At 61.6% G+C, this 26499-nt stretch carries 24 protein-coding genes, 1 tRNA gene, 2 rRNA genes and 1 pseudogene (1 of these 28 running past the window's edge); 18 read left to right on the forward strand and 10 right to left on the reverse strand.

The features are described from left to right. The 3 genes from AQUI_RS0111135 to AQUI_RS0111145 all read left to right on the forward strand — a co-directional run. Positions 1 to 1955: ribosomal RNA gene (locus AQUI_RS0111135) — 23S ribosomal RNA — on the forward strand; it begins 876 nt to the left of the window's first position. 127 nt (positions 1956 to 2082) lie between these two features. Then, positions 2083 to 2197 (forward strand): 5S ribosomal RNA (gene rrf, locus AQUI_RS0111140). A gap of 46 nt (positions 2198 to 2243) precedes the next feature. After that, positions 2244 to 2320: transfer RNA gene (locus AQUI_RS0111145), tRNA-Met, on the forward strand. A 138-nt stretch (positions 2321 to 2458) separates the two neighbouring features. Here the strand turns inward: AQUI_RS0111145 and AQUI_RS0111150 are convergent. Beyond that, complete coding sequence (locus tag AQUI_RS0111150) at positions 2459 to 2833, reverse strand: FAD-dependent oxidoreductase (RefSeq protein WP_027257594.1); 375 nt, start codon at positions 2831 to 2833, stop codon at positions 2459 to 2461. Positions 2834 to 3071: 238 nt separating this feature from the next. On the opposite strand from AQUI_RS0111150, the gene AQUI_RS0111155 reads away from it, so the two are divergent. Genes AQUI_RS0111155 through AQUI_RS0111165 form a run of 3 tightly spaced genes read left to right on the forward strand, consistent with a single transcriptional unit; the run spans position 3072 to position 6798 of the window. Continuing rightward, positions 3072 to 4328: a Zn-dependent hydrolase gene (locus AQUI_RS0111155; protein ID WP_051371868.1), complete on the forward strand. Its 1257-nt coding sequence runs from the start codon at positions 3072 to 3074 to the stop codon at positions 4326 to 4328. Next, a complete protein-coding gene (locus AQUI_RS27635) occupies positions 4325 to 5125 on the forward strand; it encodes a carbon-nitrogen hydrolase family protein (RefSeq protein ID WP_051371869.1) in 801 nt (266 codons plus the stop codon). The genes AQUI_RS0111155 and AQUI_RS27635 overlap by 4 nt, the downstream gene beginning before the upstream one ends. Beyond that, positions 5122 to 6798, forward strand: coding sequence for an amidohydrolase (locus tag AQUI_RS0111165; RefSeq protein ID WP_027257596.1), 1677 nt, complete (start codon positions 5122 to 5124; stop codon positions 6796 to 6798). The genes AQUI_RS27635 and AQUI_RS0111165 overlap by 4 nt, the downstream gene beginning before the upstream one ends. Positions 6799 to 6800: 2 nt before the next feature. Here the strand turns inward: AQUI_RS0111165 and AQUI_RS27640 are convergent, their stop codons facing one another. From AQUI_RS27640 to AQUI_RS0111180, 3 genes are read right to left on the reverse strand one after another with little or no spacing between them, the layout of a single operon-like run. After that, entirely contained in the window at positions 6801 to 7679 is an 879-nt protein-coding gene (locus tag AQUI_RS27640) for a helix-turn-helix transcriptional regulator (RefSeq protein ID WP_051371870.1), read from the reverse strand. Positions 7680 to 7727: 48 nt separating this feature from the next. Beyond that, complete coding sequence (locus AQUI_RS0111175; RefSeq protein WP_051371871.1) at positions 7728 to 8789, reverse strand: agmatine deiminase family protein; 1062 nt, start codon at positions 8787 to 8789, stop codon at positions 7728 to 7730. Next, on the reverse strand, positions 8786 to 9805 hold the full coding sequence (locus AQUI_RS0111180; protein WP_027257598.1) for an agmatine deiminase family protein: 1020 nt from the start codon (positions 9803 to 9805) through the stop codon (positions 8786 to 8788). Before AQUI_RS0111180 ends, AQUI_RS0111175 begins: the two co-directional genes overlap by 4 nt. 100 nt (positions 9806 to 9905) lie before the next feature. Between AQUI_RS0111180 and AQUI_RS0111185 the strand changes: the two genes are divergently transcribed. Continuing rightward, positions 9906 to 10787 carry a LysR substrate-binding domain-containing protein gene (locus AQUI_RS0111185; protein WP_027257599.1) on the forward strand — a complete coding sequence of 294 codons (882 nt, stop codon included), beginning with the start codon at positions 9906 to 9908 and terminating at the stop codon, positions 10785 to 10787. Here AQUI_RS0111185 and AQUI_RS0111190 read toward each other — a convergent pair. Together AQUI_RS0111190 and AQUI_RS0111195 are read right to left on the reverse strand one after the other, a co-directional pair. Then, entirely contained in the window at positions 10784 to 11827 is a 1044-nt protein-coding gene (locus tag AQUI_RS0111190) for an ABC transporter ATP-binding protein (RefSeq protein WP_027257600.1), read from the reverse strand. The two genes, AQUI_RS0111185 and AQUI_RS0111190, sit on opposite strands and share 4 nt — an antisense overlap. Next, on the reverse strand, positions 11824 to 12813 hold the full coding sequence (locus tag AQUI_RS0111195; protein WP_027257601.1) for an ABC transporter ATP-binding protein: 990 nt from the start codon (positions 12811 to 12813) through the stop codon (positions 11824 to 11826). Before AQUI_RS0111195 ends, AQUI_RS0111190 begins: the two co-directional genes overlap by 4 nt. A gap of 216 nt (positions 12814 to 13029) precedes the next feature. Between AQUI_RS0111195 and AQUI_RS0111200 the strand changes: the two genes are divergently transcribed. The 4 genes from AQUI_RS0111200 to AQUI_RS0111215 are packed head-to-tail and all read left to right on the forward strand — an operon-like array spanning position 13030 to position 17759. Further along, positions 13030 to 14685, forward strand: a complete 1656-nt coding sequence (locus tag AQUI_RS0111200) for an ABC transporter substrate-binding protein (protein ID WP_027257602.1) — start codon at positions 13030 to 13032, stop codon at positions 14683 to 14685. Positions 14686 to 14696: 11 nt separating this feature from the next. Beyond that, the gene (locus AQUI_RS0111205) at positions 14697 to 15704 is read left to right on the forward strand and encodes an ABC transporter permease (protein ID WP_035919924.1); all 1008 of its coding nucleotides are present in this window, start codon (positions 14697 to 14699) and stop codon (positions 15702 to 15704) included. Beyond that, positions 15701 to 16630, forward strand: a complete 930-nt coding sequence (locus AQUI_RS0111210) for an ABC transporter permease (protein ID WP_027257604.1) — start codon at positions 15701 to 15703, stop codon at positions 16628 to 16630. Before AQUI_RS0111205 ends, AQUI_RS0111210 begins: the two co-directional genes overlap by 4 nt. A 16-nt stretch (positions 16631 to 16646) precedes the next feature. Further along, on the forward strand, positions 16647 to 17759 hold the full coding sequence (locus AQUI_RS0111215; RefSeq protein WP_084294358.1) for an agmatine deiminase family protein: 1113 nt from the start codon (positions 16647 to 16649) through the stop codon (positions 17757 to 17759). Positions 17760 to 17794: 35 nt separating this feature from the next. Here the strand turns inward: AQUI_RS0111215 and AQUI_RS0111220 are convergent, their stop codons facing one another. Genes AQUI_RS0111220 through AQUI_RS0111230 form a run of 3 tightly spaced genes read right to left on the reverse strand, consistent with a single transcriptional unit; the run spans position 17795 to position 20512 of the window. Next, entirely contained in the window at positions 17795 to 18256 is a 462-nt protein-coding gene (locus AQUI_RS0111220; RefSeq protein WP_027257606.1) for a GNAT family N-acetyltransferase, read from the reverse strand. A gap of 2 nt (positions 18257 to 18258) precedes the next feature. After that, a complete protein-coding gene (aguB, locus tag AQUI_RS0111225) occupies positions 18259 to 19134 on the reverse strand; it encodes an N-carbamoylputrescine amidase (protein ID WP_027257607.1) in 876 nt (291 codons plus the stop codon). A 4-nt stretch (positions 19135 to 19138) separates the two neighbouring features. Next, positions 19139 to 20512: an aminotransferase gene (locus AQUI_RS0111230; protein WP_027257608.1), complete on the reverse strand. Its 1374-nt coding sequence runs from the start codon at positions 20510 to 20512 to the stop codon at positions 19139 to 19141. 621 nt (positions 20513 to 21133) lie between these two features. Between AQUI_RS0111230 and AQUI_RS31890 the strand changes: the two genes are divergently transcribed. From AQUI_RS31890 to AQUI_RS0111255, 5 genes and pseudogenes are all read left to right on the forward strand, one after another. Then, entirely contained in the window at positions 21134 to 21364 is a 231-nt protein-coding gene (locus AQUI_RS31890) for a hypothetical protein (RefSeq protein ID WP_245596906.1), read from the forward strand. After that, entirely contained in the window at positions 21361 to 21954 is a 594-nt protein-coding gene (locus tag AQUI_RS27645) for a tyrosine-type recombinase/integrase (protein WP_051371873.1), read from the forward strand. The genes AQUI_RS31890 and AQUI_RS27645 overlap by 4 nt, the downstream gene beginning before the upstream one ends. Positions 21955 to 21960: 6 nt before the next feature. Then, positions 21961 to 23224 (forward strand): annotated as a pseudogene (locus AQUI_RS27650) (IS91 family transposase). Between the two features lie 124 nt (positions 23225 to 23348). Further along, a complete protein-coding gene (locus AQUI_RS31895) occupies positions 23349 to 23669 on the forward strand; it encodes a hypothetical protein (RefSeq protein WP_245596907.1) in 321 nt (106 codons plus the stop codon). Continuing rightward, entirely contained in the window at positions 23666 to 24226 is a 561-nt protein-coding gene (locus AQUI_RS0111255; protein WP_027257610.1) for a hypothetical protein, read from the forward strand. Before AQUI_RS31895 ends, AQUI_RS0111255 begins: the two co-directional genes overlap by 4 nt. A gap of 311 nt (positions 24227 to 24537) precedes the next feature. Here AQUI_RS0111255 and AQUI_RS0111260 read toward each other — a convergent pair whose 3' ends face one another. Next, positions 24538 to 25557 (reverse strand): helix-turn-helix transcriptional regulator, encoded by a 1020-nt coding sequence (locus AQUI_RS0111260; RefSeq protein ID WP_027257611.1) that lies wholly within the window; start codon positions 25555 to 25557, stop codon positions 24538 to 24540. 189 nt (positions 25558 to 25746) lie between these two features. On the opposite strand from AQUI_RS0111260, the gene AQUI_RS30685 reads away from it, so the two are divergent. Continuing rightward, the gene (locus AQUI_RS30685; RefSeq protein WP_156916808.1) at positions 25747 to 25962 is read left to right on the forward strand and encodes a hypothetical protein; all 216 of its coding nucleotides are present in this window, start codon (positions 25747 to 25749) and stop codon (positions 25960 to 25962) included. Positions 25963 to 26085: 123 nt separating this feature from the next. Then, positions 26086 to 26445, forward strand: a complete 360-nt coding sequence (locus tag AQUI_RS0111265) for an aminomethyltransferase family protein (RefSeq protein WP_027257612.1) — start codon at positions 26086 to 26088, stop codon at positions 26443 to 26445. Positions 26446 to 26499 lie beyond the last annotated feature (54 nt).

Genomic DNA, 26499 nt, shown 5'->3' on the forward strand with positions numbered 1-26499 from the left:
GGGGGGTAGAGCACTGGATGGGTAATGGGGCCCCACAGGCTTACTGATCCTAACCAAACTCCGAATACCCGGGAGTACTGGATGGCAGACACACGGCGGATGCTAACGTCCGTCGTGGAGAGGGAAACAACCCTGACCTCCGGCTAAGGCCCCCAATTCATGGCTAAGTGGGAAAGCAGGTGAGACGTCCAAAACAACCAGGAGGTTGGCTTAGAAGCAGCCATCCTTTAAAGATAGCGTAACAGCTCACTGGTCTAATCAAGATGTCTTGCGGCGAAGATGTAACGGGGCTCAAGCCATGAGCCGAAGCCGAGGATGCACATAGTGCATGGTAGCAGAGCGTAGTGTGACATAGTTCCATGCGTCCTTATCTTCCTCCGGGAAGAATTGGACGCAAGGAGCTTTCGATGAAGCCGGGGCGTGAGCCATCCGGTGGAGAGATCACTAGTGAGAATGATGACATGAGTAGCGACAAAGAGTGTGAGAGACACTCTCGCCGAAAGTCCAAGGGTTCCTGCTTAAAGCTAATCTGAGCAGGGTAAGCCGGCCCCTAAGCCGAGGCCGAAAGGCGTAGGCGATGGGAACCACGTTAATATTCGTGGGCCAGGAGGATGTGACGGATTGTGAAGGTAGTTCATCCTTATCGGATTGAATGGGCTGCTGATCAGTCCCTGGAAATAGCCCTCCATCAGACCGTACCCTAAACCGACACAGGTGGACTGGTAGAGAATACCAAGGCGCTTGAGAGAACGATGTTGAAGGAACTCGGCAAAATACCTCCGTAAGTTCGCGAGAAGGAGGCCCGGGTCCTACGCAAGTGGAATCCGGGGGCACAAACCAGGGGGTGGCGACTGTTTATTAAAAACACAGGGCTCTGCGAAGCCGTAAGGCGACGTATAGGGTCTGACGCCTGCCCGGTGCCTGAAGGTTAAAAGGAGGGGTGAGAGCTCCGAATTGAAGCCCAGGTAAACGGCGGCCGTAACTATAACGGTCCTAAGGTAGCGAAATTCCTTGTCGGGTAAGTTCCGACCTGCACGAATGGCGTAACGACTTCCCCGCTGTCTCCAACATCGACTCAGCGAAATTGAATTGCCTGTCAAGATGCAGGCTTCCCGCGGTTAGACGGAAAGACCCCGTGCACCTTTACTACAGCTTCGCACTGGCATCAGGATTGTGATGTGCAGGATAGGTGGTAGGCATCGAAACCGTGACGCAAGTCGCGGTGGAGCCTCCCTTGAGATACCACCCTTCGCACTCTTGATGTCTAACCGCGGTCCGTTATCCGGATCCGGGACCCTGCGTGGCGGGTAGTTTGACTGGGGCGGTCGCCTCCTAAAGAGTAACGGAGGCGCGCGAAGGTTGGCTCAGAGCGGTCGGAAATCGCTCGTTGAGTGCAATGGCAGAAGCCAGCCTGACTGCGAGACTGACAAGTCGAGCAGAGACGAAAGTCGGCCATAGTGATCCGGTGGTCCCGAGTGGAAGGGCCATCGCTCAACGGATAAAAGGTACGCCGGGGATAACAGGCTGATACTGCCCAAGAGTCCATATCGACGGCAGTGTTTGGCACCTCGATGTCGGCTCATCTCATCCTGGGGCTGGAGCAGGTCCCAAGGGTACGGCTGTTCGCCGTTTAAAGAGGTACGTGAGCTGGGTTTAGAACGTCGTGAGACAGTTCGGTCCCTATCTGCCGTGGGTGTAGGATACTTGAGAGGAGTTGCCCCTAGTACGAGAGGACCGGGGTGAACGAACCACTGGTGGACCTGTTGTTGCGCCAGCAGCAGTGCAGGGTAGCTATGTTCGGACAGGATAACCGCTGAAGGCATCTAAGCGGGAAGCCCCCCTCAAAACAAGGTATCCCTGAGGGCCGTGGAAGACCACCACGCCGATAGGCCGGAGATGTAAGTGCAGCAATGCATTCAGTTGACCGGTACTAATCGCCCGATAGGCTTGATTTGATCCAGTAACAGACAGTGTTACGGAAAACACCAAACAAGCAAACATCCCTTAATACTAACACTTGGACACGTTGATTGTGACCGGCGCCATTGCTTCGCAACAGCGCCGGAGTTGGATTTTTCTCGGTTTGGTGGCAAAAGCGCAAGTGAAACACCCGGTCCCTTCCCGAACCCGGAAGTTAAGCACTGCAGCGCCGATGGTACTTGGGCTCAAGCCCTGGGAGAGTAGGTCACCGCCAAACCTAGTAAAATCCAATATCTCTCAATACGATCTCAAATAAACCCTGACGCGGGATGGAGCAGCCAGGTAGCTCGTCAGGCTCATAACCTGAAGGTCGCAGGTTCAAATCCTGCTCCCGCAACCAACTTCCGCGAACTTTCCGCATCGTCAATGCCCGCCTCTTCGGCGGGTTTTGCTTTTTTAAGCATGGCGATCAAATTGCCCTGCATGTACAGGATGTGGTTCTTGGCGTCTTGATCATATGACACGACAACACGATCCATCAGTTCGTGAAGCTCATCGCTCGCTCTGCCAGAACAAGGTGATCGTAATGCTGCGTGCGCTCAAGGATGGTTCTGCCGGTCACGCCGTTGCGGCCGGAAATCGAGATGGTCCTTGCTTGGCGATCGAGCCGCAGCAATTCGCCCGTCCTGAACCGGAAACCATGCATATCAGCGAGCGACAGATAACTGATTTCGTCACCGGAGTGCCTCCGCGTACCAGCGGCCACTTCGTGGTAAAGCGGTTTCCAGACGTGGGTCATCTCGCGGTCAACCAGAGTCACCCGGACCTCTTTGCTCCGGCGCAGTTTCCGGGCAAGCCTGATGGCCAGTTCCAGCCCGCCTGCGCCACCGCCAACGACTACGATCTCTGTCATGAAACTTGCCTTTTGCTGTCAGACCGAAGCGGCCTGCGAATAGTAAGGCCAGCAGCACGGCGATGCCGGATGCGATGCAAAAACCGGGCGCTGCTGCTGCCTCCTGAACGGAAGTCAATTGCTGGAAAACCCTAGGAGCCCTGCCTGACGGCCTGCCAGTCCCACCGAAGGGGGACTACCGGGATGCAGCCGGCGCAGGGATCATGCGGGTATTTCCGGAATTTTGCAGGAGCGTTCGATGACAGGTTATTCGGTGAATGGACCGCGGCTTTGGTCCCGTTTGAAGGATATGGCCGAAATCGGAGCATCAGCGAACGGCGGCTCGCACCGGCTGGCGCTCAGCCAGGATGACGAGGACGGCCGCGAGCTGTTTGTGGCATGGTGCGGGAACCGTGGCTTCGCAGCGGTTTTCGACAAGATCGGCAATCTGTTCGTGCGCCGGGCCGGCCGGAACCCGGCGGTGCCTCCAGTGGTCATCGGCAGCCATCTCGATACGCAGCCCAACGGCGGCCGGTTCGACGGCGTGCTGGGGGTGCTGGCCGGACTGGAGGTGCTGGAAACGCTTGAAGACTTTGCAATTGCAACAGAAGCGCCGGTGGAGATCGCCGTGTGGACCAACGAGGAGGGCGCCCGGTTTCAGCCCGCAATGATGGGTTCGGGCGTTCATTGCGGCGTTCATTCACTTGCTGAGACACTGGCGGTGACCGACGCATCCGGCATCCCGGTTGCGCAGGAACTCGGAAGATATGGCTATGATAAGGGTATTGAGCCGGGCAGCCGCGCAATCGGCAGCTATCTGGAACTGCACATTGAGCAGGGTCCAATTCTTGAGCAGGAGGATAAGGCCATCGGGGTTGTAACCGGCGGGCAGGCGATCCGCTGGTACACCCTGACCTTGAGCGGCGAAGAGACCCACGCAGGGCCGATGCCGATGGCAATGCGGCGCGATCCGGTCCGGCATCTGGCGGCGGTAACACAGCTGGTTTACCGCATTGGCCTGGCGGATCTGGACGCACGCGCGACCATCGGGGTGATCGAAATGCGGCCCGGCTCCATCAACGTGATGCCGGGGCAAGTCCGATTGTCGGTCGATCTGCGTCACCCCGATGAAGCTGCCCTGGAGCGGATGCATGACACGCTCACCGAGGAGATTGCAGGATTGAACAAGACAGCCGAAGGCTTGGACATCAGCCTGGAGCAGACTTGGCACTCGCCAGTGGTGGCCTTCGACGCACAACTGACAGGTGCGGTGCGGGCCAGCGCCACCGCGCGGGGCTATGCCGCCCGGGACATGGCGTCCGGTGCCGGGCACGATGCGTTCCATCTTGCCAAGGTGGTGCCTGCAACGATGGTTTTCGTGCCCTGCCGCGATGGCATCAGCCACAATGAGCGGGAATACACGGCGCCGGAGCATGTTCAGGCCGGTGCGAATGTGCTGCTGGATGTCGCACTGCAGATGGCGGGCGCCGAGGTGGTGGCGGGAGCGACGGCGTGAGGGTCACCATTGCGGATTGGGACCCGAGGCCAGAAGCCAGGGCAGGGCAGGTTGCGGCACTGGCGGCCCATGCGGCGGCGGAGCAGAGCGATCTGGTGCTGTTGCCGGAAATGCCGCTGAGCCCCTGGCTGGCAGCTTGCCCGGAACGCGACGCCGCGCTGTGGGAGCAGTCCGTCCGCGACCACGAAAGCGGCCTGGATGAACTTGGATCGCGGGTGGGAACGGCATTGGCAGGGTCACGGCCTGTTCTGAATCCGGACGACCGGCCAGTAAACCGTGCCTTCCTGTGGCAAGATGGCCGGATAGCCGCGGGGTCGCATGAGAAAGCGGCACTGCCAGAGGAGGAAGGCTATTGGGAGAGCCGCTGGTATGATGCGGGCGAGCAGCAAGCGGTGCCGTTTGACTGGAACGGGGTGCGGATCGGTTTTGCCATCTGCACCGAGCTGTGGGACTGGACACATGCCGGCCGCCTATCGCGCGCGGGAGCCGATGTGCTTCTTGTCCCGCGCGCGACGCCGGATCTTGGCAGCGATGTTTGGGTAGCGGGAGCTCGTGCATTGGCTGTGCGAACCGGATGCTATGTCCTGTCGTCTAATTTCGCCTACTCGGGTGCTGCGGGTTTTGACTTTGAAGGCCTGTCGGTGGCGGCAGACCCGGATGGCGGGCTTCTGGCGGTCACCAGCAAGGAGCGGCCATATGCGACGGTCTCTATCAGCGTCAGTGCAGCGCGGGAAGCCAAAGCCGCCTATCCCCGGTATATACTTGACAAGATGAAAGAAAAGGTAGGTGTGTTATGAAAACTCTCTGCGCTGTTGCGGCGGGTTTGGCCGGATTGGCAGCCAGTGCGGCATGGGCGGAAAAGCTGGTGCTGACCAATGGAGCAATCTACACAGTTGACGAAGCGCGCAGCTGGGCTGAGGCACTTTCCATAGACGAAGACGGCAAAATTGCCGCCGTCGGCCGCGAGACCGAGGTGCTGGCCGCCGCGGGCGAAGGGGCCGAAATCGTGGACCTGGGCGGGCGGATGGTGCTGCCGGGGTTTCAGGACACCCACCTGCACGCGGTGGAGGCCGGGATGAACGCGGTTCTTTGCCCGTTTGAACCCTTCGATACCCTTGCGGGCTACAAGGCCACGGTGCGGGATTGCGCCGGGAACGATGAGACCGGCGCTTGGGTGCTGGGCGCAGGGGTGAACATGGTCAATCTGCTGGAGCTGCATCCCAATCCGGTGGAAGTGCTTGACGAACTCTCACCGGGCCGCCCGGTGATGATCCTGGATGACATCGGCCATGGGGCCTGGGCCAATTCTTCGGCGCTGCAGGCGGCGGGATATGACAAGGCCGAGGATGCTGCCAATGGCAATATCATCCTGCGCGGGCCCGGAGGCCGACCCAACGGAGTGGTGCTGGAAAATGCTCCGCATAACCTGAGAACACTCGCCTTTCCGCCAACCCAGGACAACCTGGAATTCGCCTATGACAGCCTGCTGAACGCGGCAGTGGAGCTGAATGCCAACGGGATCACCTCGGTCAGCGATGCGGGAGGCTATTGGCCCCAGGGTCATCACGAGGTCTGGGACCGGGCGGAGGAAGCCGGCGAACTGACCCTTCGGGCTTCGAACGCCTTCTACATCTACCCTGACCGCCCGTTGGAGGAGCAGCTTTCCGAACTCAAAGCCCTCTACCACAACGACACTGACCGGCTGGTCCGCTTCAACGTCGCCAAGATTTATGTCGATGGCATTCTGAGCCAGGCAACTGGCGCCTTGCTGACGCCCTATGAGAGAGGTCTGGATCTGCCAGAGGGCGAGGAATACGGCTATCTGTATTTTGAGAAGGAAGCATTGATGCGGGCCGCACAGGAATTGTCGGCGGCGGGCTTCCAGCTGCACTTCCATGTGACTGGCGACCATGGTGCCCGTCTGGCGCTGGACGCAATTGCCCTGGCCGCGCCGGAGGCCGGGCCGCACCGATTGACCCATCTCTATCTTGCCGATCCCGCGGACTACCCGCGGTTTGCCGAGCTTGGCGCCATTGCCGACTTGCAGCTGGCGCCAAGCGCCGTCAGCAAAGAATACGAGGCCCTCATGGCGGAGTACATTGGCGACCGCACGGATCTGCTGCTGCCCGCCGGGGCGCTGCTGGAGGCAGGGACGACTGTGACACTCTCCAGCGATTGGGATGCGGATGAGCTGAATCCGCTGATCAAAATCGAAACTGCAGTCAGCCGGGAGCGCAACGGGTTTCCCGATGTCGCCACGGCCATCGAGGCGATGACCATCAACCCGGCAATTGCCCTGCGCCACGCGGACCGGACCGGGTCCATTGAGGCGGGGAAATTCGCGGATCTCGTGATATTGAGCGAGAATATCCTGGAAATCCCGCTGGAGAGCATCAGCGGCGTTTCCATAGACGCGACCCTGCTGCAAGGCGAGGCGGTTTTTGATGATGCAGGACTGTTCGCAGAATGAACCTAAAGCTGCCCGCTCACCGGCCTGTCGAGGTAGGTGAGCGGGTCGCCGGTCGCATTGGCTGGGGCGCGGGTCAAAGCCTCGAGGAACAGCGAGAAAAGCTCTCCCTGCGAGGTGATGCCCAGCTTGTTGTGAATGCGCTTGCGGTGGACCTTGACCGTTTCCGGGCTGTTGCCCAGTTCGCGGGCAATGGACTTTGAGGAATGCCCCTTTAGGATCAGCTGCACAATCTCGGCTTCGCGCCCGCTCAGAACCGAGCTGGCAAAACGGTCGAAGGATTTTTTCAGATGCAGCCCCATGCGGCCGCTGCCGGCCAGCGAATTGGGGTCCAGCGCAGGCCAATGGCGGCGGCACAGCGCCCCGATGCAGGGCAGCAGCGCAAAAAGAGCAGCCCTTTGATCCGCGCCAAGCTGGAAGCCTTCTTCCCGGCTGCCCAGCGAGATCACCACGGCGGCGCCGTTCTCGAAGGCGACGAACACGCTGGTTTCGTCAAACAAGCCAGTGCCTGCGTAAAAAGTCTGAAAATACTCGGACGCCATGAAATCATCCGGCGCGCATTCAGCCAATGTGATCACCCGGTCCCCGATCCCCTGTTGAAAAAGATTGTAAAAAGGGTCGAGGAAGTAGGCAAAATCCAGGTAAGGCTTGATCGTCGCGGCGCTGTATTCATCAGACAGATTGTCGAACAGCTCCACCGGCGGGTGATCCGGGAAGAAGGCCGCGATAAAGGTGCTGTCATAGCCTGATGCCGATTGGCACAGGTCTGCGAGTGCGGCCAGGAAACCTTCTTGCCCGACGAGCTCAATGTCCCGGGCAAGGCCGCCCAAGATTTCTGAGGTTCCGGTTCCGCTGGTGTTATGCATGTTCGCTGCGTCAAACATTGTGATCTCCGGTTATCATAGTAAAAAATCCCTGGCCCCGGTCCGTGTTCAGGCCGGCTGCTGCTGTGTCATGCAGTGAATGCCGCCGCCGGCATGGCAGATCCCCCGCAGGTCCACCTGCAGGATTTCACGGCCGGGGAAGGCCTTGGCAAAGATGTCCCGCGCTGCCGCGTCGGTGGGCGTATCGAACGACGGAATCACCACGCCGCCGTTGGCGATATAGGCATTTACATAAGACAGCGCCGTGGTGTCGGTTTCCGGTTCGACCAAATAGGCCTCGTCGATCAGTCCGATCTCGATCTCGCGGCCATCGGCATCGGTCTGCCCGCGCAGGGCCTTCAGGTTCTCTTTGCAGACCTTGTGACGCGGGTTTGCCGGGTCTGGATTGCGCTCGAACAGCAGCTTGCCCGGTTCGGTGAAGGTCAGTATGCCGTCGATGTGGCCATCGGTGATACATTCCTCCTGATCGCCCGGCAGCCAGATGACTTTGCGGGCGCCGATGGCATGGAACAGCTCGCGCTCCACATCCGCCTTGGTCATGCCAGGGTTGCGGTTGGAGTTCAGGAAGCAAGTCTCCGTCGTGATGACCGTGCCGCGGCCGTCGGTATGCAAGCCGCCGCCTTCGCCAGTGAGCGGAGACTGGAACAGAGGCAGGCCAAGGCGCCGTACCAAGGCCGCGCCGATGCTTGCGTCAAATTCATAGTCCGGGAATTTCTCTCCCCAGCAGTTGAAGATCAGGCTGGAGCCGATGGTCTGCCCCTTGCCGTCTTTTACGAACAGCGGGCCGGTATCGCGGAACCAGTGATCGTTCTGGGCCAGCGGCACCACATCGACCTGGAGCGGCAACAGGCTGCGGGCATGGGCTGCATGGTCTGGATGCGTAACGATCCGGACCGGCTCGAAACAGGAAATGGCGGTCGCGACACGTATAAAGTTCTCCTGCGCGGCAGCAAGGCCCGCGCCCCAGTTGTCTTCGTGTCCGTCCCAGGGCCAGGCCATCCAGCAGGCCGCGTGGGGGGCCGTCTCAATGGGCATGACAAACCCCAGCTCACCGGGGCTTTTGCCGTTGGCAAGGGCTGCGGTCAGGTCTGTTGAGAAGTGCGTGGTCATGCTGCAGGCTCCTGCTGGGTGATACAATGGATACCCCCGCCGCCGATGGCGATGGCGGGGATCGGAACTTGCGATACGCGGCGGCCGGGGAAGAGCTCTTCAAAGGTTTCGCGCACCAGCCCGTCTTCCCGGATCCCGTACTCCGGCATCACCACGCCGCCGTTGCAGATGTAGGAATTGACGTAGGAGCGGCAGAAGCGCGGATCGTCCGAGACCGCGCTGGCGGCGTCCGGGATCTGTACCAGCGTGATGGTGCGGCCCTTTGCATCGGTCTGGCCCTCCATCGCCGTGATGTTGGCCACATTGATGCTGTGCCAGTCGTGATCCGCGGGGCCTTCCGCTTCGATCAGCGCCACACCCGGCGCGACAAAGGTTGCGATGCCGTCGACATGGCCGTCGGTTTCGGTTTCCTCCACATTGCCGGGTAGCCAGATCACCTTGTCGCCGCCAAGCATGGCTTTCAGCTCCTGCTCAATACGGTCGCGGCTCCAGCCGGGGTTGCGGTTGGCATTGGGAAAGCAACTGTCCGTGGTCAGGATGGTGCCCTCGCCATCGACAGAGACCCCGCCGCCTTCGGCAATGAGGCCGGTGTGGAAGATTGGTACATCGGCGGCATTCAAAATCGCGCCAGCCGCAGCATCATCCCCGTCAAACGGCTGGTATTTGCCACCCCAGGCATTGAAACCAAAAGACACGCCGGCCCGTCCGCCCTTTCCATTGGTCAGAAAGCAGGGCCCGGCATCCCGCGCCCAGCTGTCATCAATCGGGCTGGTGAGGATTTCTATGTCAGACCCCAGCAGTGATTTGGCGGCCACCGCGTCCTCAGGGCGGACCAGCATGGTCAACGGCTCGAATTCGCGGATGGCATGAGCCACGGCGGCATAGTTCCGGCGGGTCTCTTCCATGTCCGGCCAGAAGCCTTCGCGCGTCGGCCACATCATCCAGGTGCGCAGATGCGGCGCCCATTCGGCGGGCATCCGGAAACCTGCGGATTTCGGGGATTTCTGTTCGGGCATGAAGGGCTCCATCGTGCAGGAATTATTGTTCTTGCAGTTTAAATGTGAGAATATGTAATGGACAAACGGGTAATATTCGCCATAATGATGAGAAATTTTAATGAATAATCCTTATCGCCCCTTGCCGCCGTTAGGCGCCCTGATCGGGTTCGAAGCGGCGGCCCGGCTGGGCAGCTTCTCGCTCGCGGCTGAAGAATTGAACATGACGCAATCGGCGGTGTCGCATCAGATCCGGACCCTGGAAACGCATCTGCAGCAGCCGCTCTTCCTGCGCATCAGCCGCCGGGTGGAACTGACAGACGCCGGCCGTGACCTTCTGGTCTCAGCGCAGGACGCGTTGGAGACGGTGCGGCTTGGCGTGCGGCGGCTTGATGCCTATTCGAAACCTGGGTCTGTTGTCATTCACATGCCGCCGGCCTTCGGTGCGCTCTGGTTCGCACCCAGGCTCGTGCGGTTCCGTGAAAGCCATCCGGAGGTCGACCCTTGGCTTTACACCGGCGGCCACGATGTCGATCTCACCGAGTCCGAATTTGACATTACGGTGACGGCTACTCCGCCTACGGGCGAAGATTTGATCACCGCCCCATTTCTGATGGAGGAGCGCGTACCGCTTGCAAGCTCCGGCCTGGCCGCAGAGTTTCAGAACGGCCTGAGCGAGGCCCCCCTGATCCATGACGAACACCCCGACGACTGGCAGAGCTGGTTCCTGGCGGTCGGGGTGGAGCGGTCGGACTGCTCAATAGGGTTGAATTTCTCCGACACCGCGCTTGCGGTTGACGCGGCCGCACGCGGGCTGGGGCTGTGCCTCTGCGACCGGACGCTGGCGCAGCCGCTGGTCAGCGAGGGCAGACTGCAAGTGCTGAGCCCGGTTTCCTTGCACAGCGGCAGCCAGTATCATCTGGTGACGCTGGAGCGTAACCTTCAACGGGCCTCGGTTCGTTCGCTGTGGGACTGGATGCTGGCGGAAACCAGCGATAGCTAAACGCAGGCCGCCGCGGGGGATCGTGCCGGTGTGGCAGCTTCCTCCGGGAAGAAACAAGCCGCTTGCCGCCCGCCCGGCAGCGTTTCAAGCCGGGGCATTTCGGTCCGGCAGCGGGCCGGGCAGCCCTTCTGCTCATAGAGCCAGCAACGGGTGTGAAACGGGCAGCCGCTGGGAATGGCGGCGTGTGAGGGAACATCACCGGACAGCACGATCGGGGCGGCTTGCACGCGGTTCCTGGCCTTGACCCGAGGTGCCGCCGACAGCAGCGCCGTCGTATAGGGATGCGCAGGGGCGGCGGTCATCTCTTTTGCTGCGCCGATCTCGACAATCCGGCCCAGGTACATGACCGCGATACGCTGGCACAGGTGCCGCACCACCGACAGGTCGTGGCTGATAAAGAGCATGGCCATGTTCTGCTCTTTGCGCAGATCCTCCAGCAAGTTCAGGATCTGCGCCTGCACCGAAACATCCAGCGCGCTGACAGGTTCGTCGGCAATGATCACCGGCGGTTCGTTGGCAATGGCGCGGGCAATGGCAATGCGCTGCCGCTGGCCGCCGCTGAAATGCTGCGGGTAGCGCGCAGCGTGCTCCGGGCTCAGCCCCACGCGCTGCAGCAGGGACCGGACCCGGGACCGAAGATCGGCGCGGGAAGCGGTACCTTGGATCGTGAAGGGTTCGGACAGGGTCTGCCCGATGATTTTCCTTGGGTGCAGCGATGCATAAGGGTCCTGAAACACCATCTGCACCAGCCGCGCCAGAGCGCGCCGCCCAGCCGCGCGTGCAGGATCCACGTGCTGCCCCTTGATGCAAATACTGCCCGTGGACGTCTCAGTCAGCCCGACAATGGCCTTGCCCAGAGTGGTTTTGCCGCTGCCGGATTCACCGATCAGCCCCATCACCTCGCCCTGCCGGATATCCAGGGAGATCCCGCTGAGCGCCTTGAAGGTCGCGGGCTTTTCGAACAGCCCCCGGTTTGCGGATGCGCGGAATTCGACAGACAGATCCCTGATTTCAAGGGCGGGATGTGAACTCTGGCTCATGCGGTTTCCTTTGCCTGCGGGGGAGTGGCATGCAGCAGGCAAGCGACGTGGTGGGCCTGCTGCGGCATTGCAACGTGCTGCGGCTTGACCGTGGCACAGTCATCAATTGCTGCCGGGCAGCGGTCGCGGAAGGCACAGCCCGACGGGCGCTGCCAGATCGCGGGCGGGGAGCCCGCAATAGGCGCCAGCCGGCCGCATTCCCCGTCCATCGACGGATGGGCTCCCAGCAGACCCCGGGTATACGGATGCTGCGGGTTCTCCAGCACCTCTTGGGTCGGACCGCGTTCCACATCGCGCCCGGAATACAGCACGATGACCTCGTCGCTCATCCCGGCGACCACCCCCAGATCATGAGTGATCAGCACCAGCGCCATGTTCAATTCGCGAGAGAGCTTTTTCAGCAGTTGCAGAATTTGCGCCTGGATTGTCAGGTCAAGCGCGGTGGTCGGTTCATCGGCAATCAGCAGCTTTGGCTCGAACACGATGGCCATCGCGATCATGACGCGCTGGCGCTGGCCGCCGCTCAGCTGATGCGGATAGCGGTGCATCATGCCTTCGGGGTCCGGCATGCCCACGCGTGCCAGCGCCTGGGCGGCCTTGCCCCGGGCGCTGGATTTGGTCAGCCGCCGGTGCGCCTGCAGGCATTCCACAATCTGATCGCCGATCCGCATCACCGGGTTCAGGCTGCTCATCGGGTCCTGGAAGATCATCGCGATGCCGGTGCCTCGCAGTTTGCGGAACTCCGCAGGCCGCATCTGCGCCAGATTGGCGCCATCGAACAGAATCTGGCCGGAGACCTGCAACGGCCCGTCCGTCAGCAGCCCCATGATGGCCATCGCCGCGGTGCTTTTCCCGGAGCCGCTTTCGCCGACAATGCCGAGGCATTTGCCGCGTTCCAGGCGCAGCGACAGCTGCTCGACGATGGCTGCGGTGCGGCCGCCTGCTGTGAGGCTTACTGTTAAGTCTGTCACGTCCAATAGGGGCATGGCTGGCGCTAGGTCCTTTCCCGCAACGGCCCTCCTCTGCGGCGAGGGGAGCCCGATCTGTTGCTGGTAACTATAGCCCATCCGCCTCCGCTGGCTGTGCCCCTTAGGTGGTATCGACAGAAACCGCGCTAATTTGGGAGTTTAAGGGCAAGGAAACGAGACGCGGTTCGTTGATAGGCCGAGGCGCAGATTTCCTGGAAACATAGGGAGCTGAACATGACCCACTCGCGAAAACGCCCGAATACTCCGCAATTTCATCTGCCGCGCCGGTCCTTCCTGGCGGGCAGCTGCGCCTTTGCCGCGATGGCGGCGGCGCCGGGTCCGGCGGCTTGGGCGGCGGGTGCTGCCACGCCTCCCGGCCTGGGCGCCCGCGACCCCAAAACCCTGGTGGTGCTGGTGGATGCGACGGTCGAAAACCTCGACCCGGCCACCAATATCGAGTGGGCCTACGGTCTGCGCCCGGTCTATGAGACGCTGACCGTGCTGGACGGCACCAACACGCTGAAGGCGGCCCCCGCGCTGGCCACATCCTGGGAAGCCAGCGAAGACGCCAGCAGCTGGACGTTCACTCTGGCGGAAGGGGTCATGTTCCATGACGGCACCCCCTGCGATGCCGCGGCGGTGAAGAAGGCAATCACCCGCCTGATCCTTCACCCTGCGGGATTGGCCGGAACCTGGCAGCTGGACGATCCGGACAGCCAGATCGCGGTCTTGGACGCAAAGACCATCCGCTTTGACCTGGGCGAGCCGCGCCCGTTCTTTGACCGCCAGGTGTCCTCGCAATACGGGTTCTGGATCGCCAGCCCGGCAGCAGCCGAGGCGCATTCCAAGGGCGATGACGACATGGGGTCGGAATACCTGCAGGCCAATCCGGTGGGCACTGGGCCTTACCGGCTGGAAAGCCTCAATCCGGGCCAGGATGCTACCTTTGCCGCCAACGCCGGTTTCCGCGGCGGCTGGGAGCATCCGCATTTCAACCGGGTGATCACCAAGACCATTCCGGTCTCCGCCACCCGCCGCCAGCTGCTGGAAACCGGCGAGGCTGATATGACCTTGGCGATGGAGCCGGAGGATATGGTGGTTTTGCGCGATGATCCGCGCTTCTCCCTGGCCGATACGCCGACCTTCACCGTGCAATACGTGGCCTTTGCCACAGACGGGAAACTGGCCGACCCGCGCGCCCGCCAGGCGCTCTGCCACGCATTTGACCATGACATCTATATCGAGGAAGTGGCGCTTGGCACCGCGGACAAGCCCACCTCGGTCTTCCCCTCGCTGATGCAGGGCATGGACGGCAAAGACCGGCTGCTGCCCTTTGACCTGGACAGGGCCCGTGCTCTGCTGGCCGAGGCCGGGATCGCCGAAGGCACCGAGCTGACGATGGCCTATTACTCCGGCTTTGGCGACATCGAAGGCCAGCTGCTGCAGGCCTGGCTGTCGGAGATCGGGATCAGCCTCAAACTTCAGGAAATGTCCTTCTCCGCCTACCTCGACGTATTCTTTGGCGAAGGCACCGCCGAGGAGCGCCCCGATCTGTTCTATTTCTCCTGGTGGCCCAATGTGGATCATCCCTACAGCTTTGCCTGGGGGCTGTTCAGCGGAGATGCGGCCACATTTGACGGCAATACCGGACGTTATGCCAACGCCGAGGCGACAGCGCTGATCGACGAGCTGCGCAATCAGGTGATGAATGAGGAAATGGCGGCCAAGTTCCAGCGCCTTGCCGGTATTCTGACAAATGAAGACCCAGCCTGGCTGCCGATCCTGCAGGAGCGCGCTCAGTTCGTGTCGCGAAACGATATAGCGGGGTTGGAGAACAACCCGATCTATGTGGCAACGCTTGATATGTACAACTTGTCGCGCAAGTCTTGAGGGCTGTCTGAATGCTGCGCTTCATTCTCAGACGTGCCACCGCCACCCTGGTGCTGCTGGCCGGTGTCGTGCTGATGACCTTCGCGCTCGCCCGGCTGCTGCCGGGAGACCCCGCGCGCCTGATCGCCGGAGCCCGTGCCAATGCTGAGGCGGTGGCTGCGGTGCGCGAGCGGCTTGGTCTGGATGATCCGGTTTTCACGCAATTCACGGCCTATGCGGCCAATGTCCTGCAGGGTGATTTCGGGCGCTCGGTCGTGACCCGGCGGCCTATTTCCGAGGATATTCTGACCTTCTTCCCGGCAACGCTGGAACTGGTCCTTGCAGCGGGGCTGATCTCGCTGCTGCTGGGGGTGCTGCTGGGCACCCTGGCGGCGGTCAAAAGCGGCCGCCCTGCAGATGCAGGCGTGCGCAGCGTTGCAGTACTGGGCCTGTCTGTGCCCGATTTCTGGATTGCGCTTGTCTTCCAGCTGATCTTCTTTGCCACCCTGGGGCTGGTGCCATTCGGCGGGCGGCTTGGCACCGGGATCACAGCACCCGATTTCGTGACCGGCTTCATGACTATCGACAGCCTGATTGCAGGGCGGTTCGACCTGTTCGCGGACGCGCTGCACCATATGATCCTGCCGGTTGCGGTGCTGGCAATCCCGTCGATGGCGATCACCATCCGGGTGGTGCGGACCTCGCTGCTGGAGGTGCTGTCGCAGGACTTCGTCCGGACCGCGCGCGCCAAGGGGATCTCGCCGGCCCGGGTCTACTTCAAACATGCGCTTGGCAATGCCCTGCTGCCGATCGTCACCATCTTCGGACTGAACACCGGCCTGCTGATTTCCGGCGCCGTCTTCATCGAGCTGATCTTCGACTGGCCGGGGCTGGGCCGCTACACGGCCAATGCCATCGCGGCCTCGGACTACAACGCCATCATGGCCATCACCCTTGTGGTGTCGCTGGCCTACACGCTGATCAATTTCCTGGTTGATCTGAGCTATTCCTTCCTCGACCCGCGGGTGGATCTGACATGAGCGCCGAAACCTCCTTGCCCCCGTCCCGTGCCCGCCTGCCAAAAACCCTTGGCCGCATCATCCACCCGGTTGCCAGCTTTGCCGGCTCTTCAGGCCAGGCTGTTCTGGCGGTGGCAATTGTCACCTTGGTGGTGATGGTCTCCCTCCTGGCCTTCGGGGCCTATGTGATGGACACGCATTTCACCGCCTTTGACCCGCTCAAGATGAACATCCGGGCGCGGCTTGAGCCGCCCTCGGCAGAACACTGGATGGGCACCGACAAGATCGGCCGGGACATGCTGGCGCGTGTGGTGGCCGGTTCCTGGATTTCTTTGTCGGTGTCATTTGCCGTGCTGGCCGTCGCCGCGGTCATCGGCACCAGCTTCGGGCTGATCGCGGGGTATGCAGGCGGGCTGGCAGATGAGATCCTGATGCGCATCACCGACCTGTTCCTGGCTTTCCCTGCGCTGATTCTGGCCGCTGCGATTGCCGCCAGCTTTGGCGGTGGGATGCTTTCGACAACCATCGCCTTGGCCGCCGTGTTCTGGCCCTGGTACGCCCGTCTGATCCGCAGCCGCATCCTGTCATTAAAGGAGCAGGAGTTCATCGCGGCTGCCCGCTGCATGGGCGCCTCGCACCTGCGGCTGATTTTCTCGGACCTGCTGCCGATGGTCTGGCCGCTGGTGATTGTCCAGGCCACCACCGACGTCGGCTTTGTGATCCTGGCTGCGTCGGGGCTGTCCTTCCTCGGGCTGGGGGCACAGCCGCCAACACCGGAATGGGGCGCGATGATCTTTGACAGTCTCACCCATCAGCCGGCCTCCTGGTGGCTGGCGGTGTTCCCCGGCGGCGCAATTGCCCTGGTCGCAATCGGCTTCAACCTGCTGGGCGACAGCCTGCGCGACCACCTTGACCCCTCGCTCGGCGCTTCTGAGGCCGGCATTTGAACAAGGAACTCCTGATATGAACCGACGAAACTTTCTCGCCTCCGGGGCGGCGGCGCTCTCTGGCGTGCTGAAAGCAGGCCCTGCAGCGGCTGACCGGTCTGTGAACTACGCTCAGATCGGGGCCGAACTCATTCCGGGCAGCGCAGCCGCGGACGGCTTTGCCTTTCCAGCAGAATGGGCCCGGCATGAGCGCACGCTGATGCAATTCCCGCCGCCGCAGAACTGGTACCCCAACCAGCTGAATGCCGCGCGCAAAGAATGGGCGGATGTGGCCAATACTGTGGCGGAGTATGAGCCCGTCACCATGGCAGTGCGGCGGCGCGACATGGCGGCGGCAAGGAAACTGCTGTCCTCGGAGATCACGCTGATCGAAATGCCGCTGAACGATGCCTGGTCGCGCGACAGCGGGCCGATGATCGTGCAGAACGCGCAAGGCGCGCGCCGGATTGCCGGTTTCACCTTCAACGGCTGGGGGCGCAAGTTCCCGCCCTACAAGCACGACACGCTCGCCAAGGGCCGATTCGCAGCGCATCTGGGCCTGCCGATGTACACTTCGGATCTGGTGCTGGAGGGCGGCGCCGTGGCGGTGGACGGGCAGGGCACACTGCTGACCACCGAGGAATGCCTGCTGCACAAGAACCGCAATCCGGGCTGGAGCAAGGCCCAGGTGGAGGCAGAACTGAAGGCCGGTCTGGGTGTGCAGAAGGTGATCTGGCTGCCCCGCGGCCTCACCCCGGATCCAATCACCGACGGGCATGTGGACGGCATGGCAGCCTTTGCCGCGCCGGGGGTGGTGCTGCTGCACACGACCGATGACCGCGCTGACCCGAATTACCGGATCACCCAGGACGCCAAACGCATCCTGCAACAGGAAACGGACGCCCGCGGGCGGCGCTTTGAGATTATTGAGATCCCGCTGACCAGCTATGACGTGGTTCACATGAACTTCTACGTCTGCAACGGCGCTGTCATCGTTCCCGTTTCCGGCCGGAAGGCAGAGGATGATCAACCGCTCGCCATCCTGCGCGAGGCATTTCCGGGGCGGCAGGTCGTGGGCGTGTCCGGCCGCATGATCGGCGGCGGCGGCGGCGGGGTGCATTGCATCACCCAGCAGGTGCCCGCGGTCTGAGTACAAAAGGAAGGGGCCAATTGCTTGGCCCCTTTTCAGTTGAGGGAGAGGGGTTTGTCGTACTTCACAAACGGCGTGAGCGTGGCAACCTGGTCGTAGAGCTTGCGTGCCGTGCAGTTGAACTCCTGTGTGTGCCAGTAGAGAAGAGAGGCACCTTCGGCCTCCGCACGCCGCGCCACTTCCTCGATCAAAGCCCGCCCGGCGCCGGCTCCACGCGCCTGCGGATCGACAAACAAGTCCTGCAGGTAGCAGGTATCTTCGACCGACCACATGTCGCGGTGCAGCAGATAATGTGCGATCCCGATGGCTTCGCCGTTCAGCTCCGCAATCAGGCCGCGGTACTCCCGCGCATCCGCCGACAGCAGCCTGACAAAGCTGCTGTCATAGAAGCGCGCCGGCAGCGCGGCCTTGTAAAAGGTGAGATAGCCGGTCCACAGCCGGTCCCAGCTTTCGCGGTCGCTTTGTTCAATTGCCCGGATCGTCAGAAAATTTGTCATCTCTATGTCCCTGTTTTGCCGTCCAAGGTGCGCAGTGCCCCGTACATATGCGGCCTGCGGTCCCGGAACACGCTCCAGGCGCTGCGGTAGCGCGCGGCGGCGTCCAGATCGACATCTGCCGTAATGAAGGTTTCTTCCGTGCGGCTAGCGTCTGCCAGGATCTCCCCGGTATAGCCTGCAATGAATGAAGTGCCGTAGAAGACGCCGGCCGTATTGCCGTCCTGTTCCGTTCCCACGCGGTTGGAGGCAACCACTGGAACCAAATTTGCAGCCGCATGTCCCTGCATGGTGCGCCGCCAGTGGCCGCTGCTGTCCAGCTCCGGGTTCTTCGGTTCGGTGCCGATGGCGGTCGGGAACAGCAGAACCTCAGCCCCCTGCAGCGCCAGGCAGCGGGCGGTTTCCGGGAACCACTGGTCCCAGCAGATGCCGCAGCCGATCCGGCCAAACCGGGTCTCCACCACCTGAAACCCGCTGTCGCCCGGCGAGAAATAGAACTTCTCCTCGTACCCCGGCGCCTGCGGGATATGGGTTTTGCGGTAATTGGCCAGGATGGTGCCGTCGGCATCGGCGATGGCCAGCGAATTGTAGCGCGCCAGCCCCGCCTCCTCGTAGTAGGAGATAGGCAGCACCACGCCGAGCTTCCGGGCCAGCGATGCAAAATGCGACACCACTTTGCTTTGCTCCAGCGGCCGGGCGAGCCGCAGGTGGTCTATCGATTGCTCCAGGCAGAAATACGGGGTTTCGAACAGCTCCTGCAGCAAAATGACCTGGGCGCCGGCCCCGGCGGCGCCGGTCACCAATGATTCGGCCTTGGCGATGTTCTCGTCGATGTCCCAGCTGCAGGCCATCTGGGTTGCCGCAAGCGTTATCTGCTGCATAAGTTCACTCCTGACTGGCGATGAAGTCACGGATCGAACCGGCAACCGCCCCGATCAACTCGTCGCATTGGTCCTTGCTGATGATCAGCGGCGGCGACAGGACAATCCGGTCGCCCACCGGGCGCACGATGACGCCGCGCTCCACACAGCCCTTGAACACCTTGGCGGCGGCCTGCTTGGTCAGCTCTATCGGCGCCTTGCTGGCCTTGTCAGCAACCAGATCAATGCCCAGCATCAGATGGCTGCCGCGCACATCACCTACGATTGGCAGGTTGAGCAGGGATTGGGCGCTTTCCTGAAAATAGGGGCCAACCGTGCGCACATGATCGAGCATACCTTCGCGCTCGATGATCTCGATGTTCTTCAGCGCCGCGGCGCAGGCCACGGGATGCCCGAAATAGGTGAGCCCCATCGAGAAAACGCCGCCGTCGCACTGCGGCCTGGCGATAGTGCCGTAGATTTCATCCGAGATCAGCGTCGCCCCCAGTGGGATATAGCCGGAGGTCAGCCCCTTGGCGCAAACCAAGATGTCCGGGGCATAGCCGTACAGCGTTTCCGAGGCGAACCATTCGCCCAGGCGGCCAAAGCCGGTCACCACCTCATCAGCGATATAGAGCATGCCGTGCGCCTTGCAGACCTCATACATGCGCTTGTGATAGCCCTCTGGCGCCACCAGCACGCCGCCGGCGCCCATGATCGGCTCGGCGATGAAGGCGGCCACGCTATCGGGGCCAAGCTGTTGAATCCGTGCTTCGAATTCCCGCACCAGATAGTCGCAGTAGTCGCCGTCGCTCCAGCCCTCCGGCTTGGCATAAAGGTTGGCTTCCGACACGTGGCTGATGAAATCTTCGCCGATCCGGTCGAAGCCGTATTTGGTGCCATGGATGCCAGTGAGCGAGGCCGCCACATAGGTCGCGCCATGGTAGCCGTTCTGCCGCGAGATAATCTTTTTCTTCCGGTGCTGGCCCTTCATATCGAAATAATAATGGACCAGCCGCACTGCCGCGTCATTGGCGGTCGAGCCGCCGCAGGAGTAATAGACGTGGTTCAGGCCCCCCGGCGCAAGCTCGGCCAGCTTGGCGCCCAGCTGGGCGGCCGGCACATTGGTGCTGTGGCCGAACGGGTTGTAATACTGCATGTCCATCACCTGCTTGGCGATGGTTTCGGCCATCTCCTGGCGGCCATGGCCGATGTTCACGCACCAAAGGCCGGCAATACCGTCCAGCAGCTGTTTGCCGTCTGTATCGATGACATGCATGCCCTCTGCACGCTCGATCACATGGCTGCCTTCTTCGGCAAAGGTGGCGAAATCCGTGTAGGGGTGCAAAAGGTGGGCGCGGTCCTGTGCCCATGCTGTCTGCGTGCCGGGGGCGGTCATCGGGGTTCTCCTGAAAGTGGCGGCGACTCCATTGGTCCGCCTCAGCTTCTCTCAGGCCACCTTGCGGTCACAGTCCCCCGCAGTGGGTATTGGCATATCCGGTTGCCTGCGAAAGATCATGATCATCCCCGTGGTCAAATCAGTCAGCCATGCCGGCTCTGGATCTCTCGCACGGCATATTTCTTCCGGAGTTAGAGCGTCCGAAAGCTGTGGGAGTTGAAGCCGTCATTGCCGGTTGTCAACAGAGGTGCGGTATTTGATACGAACCGAAACCTCACCACCTGCACGGAAGGATAGTGGTAGTCGGCAATTCCAAGAAGGGTGCAGATTTACCCGTGGGGAACATCGGCTTTTATGGTTTTGCACCTGTTCACGCATTGCGCAAAATTTGGCCAAGCAGACTCAGGCTTGCCTCTTTCTGCAAGCGCTACCAATGTCCGCTTTCGAGAAAATGCATAGGTTTGGGAAAGCACACGCCCTGCAGCTTGCACTAAATCGCTCCGCGATAGGGGCTCTGCGTGGCCGGTGTTGGACTGAAGCGGGATGTGTTTCGCGGTTTTCGATGTCGGGTGTGTGCTGTTGGCCGAGGTGATTTTGCCTCGGTTGACAGAGGGTTTTGCCATGACCAAGCAGCCTCCTGCACCGGCGGCATCCCTTCGGGCGCGCATGATCGCGGATATGCCGGCACGCAATCTCGGACCGGCATCGCCGACCAGCCGCCTGCGGGCCTGCAAGCGGTTTGCCTCCTGGCTCGGGCGATCTCTGGAGACAGTCTCACCGGATGACGTGAAGCACTTCCAGCAGCATCTGATCGAGAGCGGGACGAGTATCTGCACCGCAGCCAAACCATGACCGGGGTGAAGTTTCTGTTCCGGGTCACCCTGCGGCGGCATGATCTGGCAGCCGAGGTTTTCCGCCTGAAGGAACCGGTGAAAGTGCCGCTTGTGCTGAGCCGCAACGAGGTCAGGCGCATCCTCGCCATGGCCCCCGGCCTGAAGGCGCGCGTAATGCTGTCGCTCGCCTATGGCTGCGGCATGCGCGCGGGCGAGGCCGTCCGGCTGAAGGTCGGCGACAACGTGCCGGAGGCGCGTCTTCGACACGGCGGGGAACAGAAGATCATCCGCATTGTGCAGGCCAAGGGCCGCAAGGACCGCAACATGATGCTGCCCGGGGACATTCTGGGTTTGTTGCGCGAGTGGTGGACCGAACGCCCCGCGAGCCAGAACACGGGCGTGCCCGGACCCGAGCGGGTTCTCTTCCCCGGCTATCGCGGCAAACACCTCTCGGCCCGCCAGATTTCGCGGCTGTTCAAGCAGGCGGCCCGGGCCGCAGGGATTACCAAGCCGGTGACGCTGCACACGTTGCGCCATTCCTTTGCGACGCATCTGCTGGACGATTTGAGGCCGGCCAAGCACAAGAAGGGCAAGAAATGCGCGTCATAGCGCGCCTTGCCCCCATCACATTTGGACGTCGCGGATATCTTCCGCATGCATGGTGCTGCCTGGCGGGCGGCCAATGCGGGCCATATCAGCCTCGATCAGTTGAAGGTGATGANCGCCATCGAGCGCTGCCGCACGGTGGCGCTNGGCGGTCATGCCGCGCGATGTGAAGACTGCGGGCATAAACACATCGCCTACAATTCGTGCCGGAACAGGCACTGTCCCAAATGCCAGGCGGGTGCGGCCAAGGCCTGGCTGGCGGCGCGCGAGGCCGAGCTGCTGCCCGTGCGGTATTTCCACCTGGTCTTCGCGCTGCCGAAGCCAATCGCCGGCATCGCCCGGCAGAGTGAGCCAATGGAACGCCAATGGTCCGAGAGACATTGGCGAACGCGGGAGATCTGCAATCTGCTGATGCGATCAAGCGCGGACACGGTGATCCGGATCGCCGCCGGCCCCAAGCACCTTGGCGCCCGGGCCGGCCTCACATCCGTCCTGCACACATCGTGCCGGAAGCGCGTCTTCGACACGACGGGCTCGGCGATGACGCACCACCCGCATGTCCACATGATCGTGCCCCCCCTCTCGGCAGATTGCTGCGCAATCGCCTGCCAGGCAGTGGGACGGCGGCCTGTCTGCGGATGGCACCGGTTGGATCGCCTGCCGCGGGAACTTCTTCCTCTCCGTCCGGGTGCTGTCACGCCTCTACCGCCGCTTCATCCTCGGCGGGCTTGCGGATCGCGCGGCCTTCGACGCTTTCCTGCAACCGCTGCGCAGGATCGATTGGGTTGTGTATGCCAAGGAACCCTTCGCCGGACCCAGGGCCGTGCTGGCATACCTGTCGCGCTACACCCACCGTGCCGCGATCTCCAACAGCCGCCTGATCCGCATGGACGGCCGGGGCCTCACTTTCCGCGTCAAGGATTACCGCGTCCACGGCCCCGGGCGGCAAACCAGCATGACCCTGAAGGCCGGCGAGTTCATCCGCCGGTTCCTGATCCATGTCCTGCCCAAGGGGCGGCATCGCATCCGCCACTACGGCTTCTTCGGGAATGGCAACCGTGCCGCCAATACCGCCAGGATCCGGGAACGGCTCGGGGCCGGGCAGTCAGATCCGGGTCTCGCGCACGATGGCACGGCCGGTGACGCCGATGCACTTGCCCAGGTCCTCGCGCTGCCATGCCCCTGCTGCGGCGGGCGGTTGATCATCGCCGAAACCATCACGCCAGAACGACGCCCCAGGGCGCCGCCAGGAACAGCGAGGGCTGCCGCATGACATGCGCGCCAAAGACCGGAAGTCCAATTGCCGCTGTTCACGATACCGCTTGCGGCCAATCCGGCATGCCTGCAGCCCGGATAGGAGAGGTGAGAAAGTTGCCGAGCCTCGCGAGGTGCGGCGCATGCCCCTCAAAGCTCACAAAATCCGTGCCGAAGCTGCCTGCAACGAGCGCAGTTGGCCCAACCTGCAGAACAAGAACCAAGGCAATCAACCGCTTCAAACCTTCATAGAGCCAGCTGGCCTCCCGCAGCTTCCTCCTTGTCAGGTTATTCAACGCGGGCCGGGTTGCACACGAACGCCACCGATGCGCCGCGGCCCGCATCGAAAAACCTTCGACAATGCAGCAATCCACGTGATCAGCAGCGACGGCCGGTTTTCAGCGGTCTTCGATACGGATGCTGTGGAGGCGGTGCTTGCCCATCTCCGGGGGGCACAGCCATGAAGATGATCGCTTTGGCCCTGCTGGCCATGGCTGAGGCCGTTGCCCTCCGAGGTGCGGGGGCGGGCAGCCCGATCCAGCATATGCTGGTGCAAATGCCGCTGCTGGTTCTGGCGGGTGTGCAGCTGGTCTGGGATCTGCGTGAGCGGCGCGAATGGGCGGTTCCGCTTTTGCTGACGGCGTTGACGGTTTTTCTGTTCTGGATGCTGCCACGCAACGTGGACTGGGCGCTGACGCCTGCGGGCGAGGCCGCCAAATACCTGGGCCTGCCGTTGCTGCTGGGATTGCCCCTGCGGCTGTCCTGGCCCTGGCTTGATCCCATTCTGCGCGGCTTCCTCAAGGCCAATGCGCTGTCGATGCTGGGCGTTCTGGGGTTCCTTTACACCCATGCGCCGGTCCGGATCTGCAATTCCTACCTGGTGTCCGCTCAGCAGGACCTGGGTTTTTCCTTCCTCTATCTCGCCGCGGCGCTGGCCTGCCTTTGGGCCTTCCCGCTGCTGTTCGGACAGCTGAGAAGTATGCCGGTTGGCACGGCGGGATGCACCAAATGCGGAGCTTGATCTGAAGTGGCCTATGCCGATACCGTTCCGGGCTTTGCGCAGCTTGCGCAAATCAAAAGCAGAAATCTGCGTTCCGATCCGCTGGCCTTTTTGATCCTCGCGCTCAAGGCGGGGGCCTTTGCCGGTGCAGGCATCACATGGGCTATGGCTACTGGCGCGCAGCATCGAAACCAGCGCGGAAAGCCGCACCAGAAACGGGTTCGGCCGGAAATTTCGATTGAGAGGGGACAGTCAAATGAGAGTAAAATAAGGCTGATGCAACAGTTTTTTGCTAACGCGAGCCGCTGCAACCCGGCAAAGAGTGTCTGCGTTCAGCTTTTCGACGCCCTGTACGAGCTGGGTGTTACGCCCGTCCACCGCCGGAAAGCGCGGTGGAAATTTGCGGGAGAGGAAAAACCGACATCCTCAGAGATTTCCTCGATGCTCTTGCTTCCGGCCTGCAGGTCACGGATGGCTATGTCCCGGCGCAGGCCGTCCTTAATCGCCTGAAAGGAGGTGTTTTCCGCATCCAGCCGCCTCATCAGGGTTCTTGGCGTGACATTCAAGGCGCGGGCAGCACCTGCCAAGTGGCCGTCCTCCCAGCGTGTCTGATAAAGGAACTCCCGGACTCTCAGAGACTGCTTATGTTCCCGGTACCCCGTGAATATCCAGTCCCGGGGGGCCCGGTTCAAAAACTCCTTCAGTTCCGCAGTGCTGCGTTTTTTTGTCGGACCAAGTTTCGCTACGTCAAAGGTAATTGCAGAACACGGTGCCTTGAAGCTGATCTGCGCCGGAAAAATTACTGAGTAATCGTCTGAAAATCCTGGGCGCTCAAAGGCAAATTGAACTGCCTGGACCGGCACCTCGTATCCTGCTAGCCAAGAGAGCAGCCCATGTGCCAGTTTCAGGATCAGCATATGGCCAAATTGCTGACAGGGCTGCGAATCCAGCGGCACAAGCCGCAAACTGATGTTGCCGTTTTGGGACGCGAGTTCGAATTGGTAGTCGTCCAGCAGCAGGTTCCAGAATGTAGAAAACCGATGCAAGGCCGAGGGAAGTGAACTGGCTTCGCGGACTGTCGTCAGCAGGTGCTGCAGTGCTCTGGCCCGGATCGGCCGGCTCCAAAGGCCCATCATTTCATCTTTGGTTTCGATGGCGGCAATTTGGTAAAGCCGGACAATCTGGTCCAAAGTGATGCGGTGGGCAAGGCGGCCCCTTGTCGTATGCATCCCCGCACGCCGCAGAAAGGATGCCAGCTGGGCATCCGTGCAACAGTGCCTCAAGGCCACAATCCAATCCCCGGCGAACCGCGACGAGACCGTGGCAAGGCTTGAAGGATCCGAAACTGTCATTTCCTAGGGCTCTAGCGTTGTTTGTCATTATTGGGAAACACATCGTCTTTTTTGAACGTGAAATTGGTCAGCTGCAACACGCATTTGACGTGAATGAACAGTAGGCTGGAACCCTGGAAAGGACGCATCGGCCCCCGATCCGCGGTAGGCATCTTCTGTATCTAAGTATTGCCGGCCTGGCCGGATGTCATGCCTGACGATGAAAGGGCCACGATTGCGTTGAATTTCGCGCCGGGAATCTGCAGACGGTCCAAGGGCGTGGTCTATCACTATCGTGGCGCCTATCTGGTAGCGCTGGGGGCCGCGGCGGCATGGCAGGTGCCGCACTACCCGGACTACCTGTCCGTTGTACCGACGCTCCGCCGCCGCCGTCCGCTCTGGAAAAGGCTAAGGCAATGGGCTTGAAGTAACACAGGCCTATGGGCTGACAGAGACCTATGGCCATATATCCAAATGCCACGGCAGGGGGGCTGGAAAGACCTGTCTTCTGGTGGACAAGCGGAACTGCAGGCTGAGCAGAGGATTGCCATGCCGATGGTCGAGGCGGATTCTGTGATCGACACCGAATGTGGTCAAGCGGTTGCGCGTGACGGCGGAATACAGGGCGAGATTGCAGTGTGCGGCAATACCGTGATGACCTCGCGCAACCTGTCCGGCATGCAGCCGGATCAGTGCCATAATGTTCCGATCACCGACGGCAACGGCGGGATGCACAACGATCCGGTGGCGATCAAACACAGCAACAAACGCTGGTGGATATTGATTGCCGGCAGCGACCTTTTGCTTTGGGTCAAAGGATTGGCAATCGGGGCGGGTCTGGATCGCCGCCTTGAACCGCCCCGGGTTTTCCGGAGGCTTCACCTCCTGATTAGGATGAAGCCACAATGAGCAAGACAACAAACAAGTATTCTCCTGAGGTCCGCGAGCGTGCGGTGCGGCTGG

The organism is Leisingera aquimarina DSM 24565, from assembly GCF_000473165.1.
Taxonomy (GTDB): domain Bacteria; phylum Pseudomonadota; class Alphaproteobacteria; order Rhodobacterales; family Rhodobacteraceae; genus Leisingera; species Leisingera aquimarina.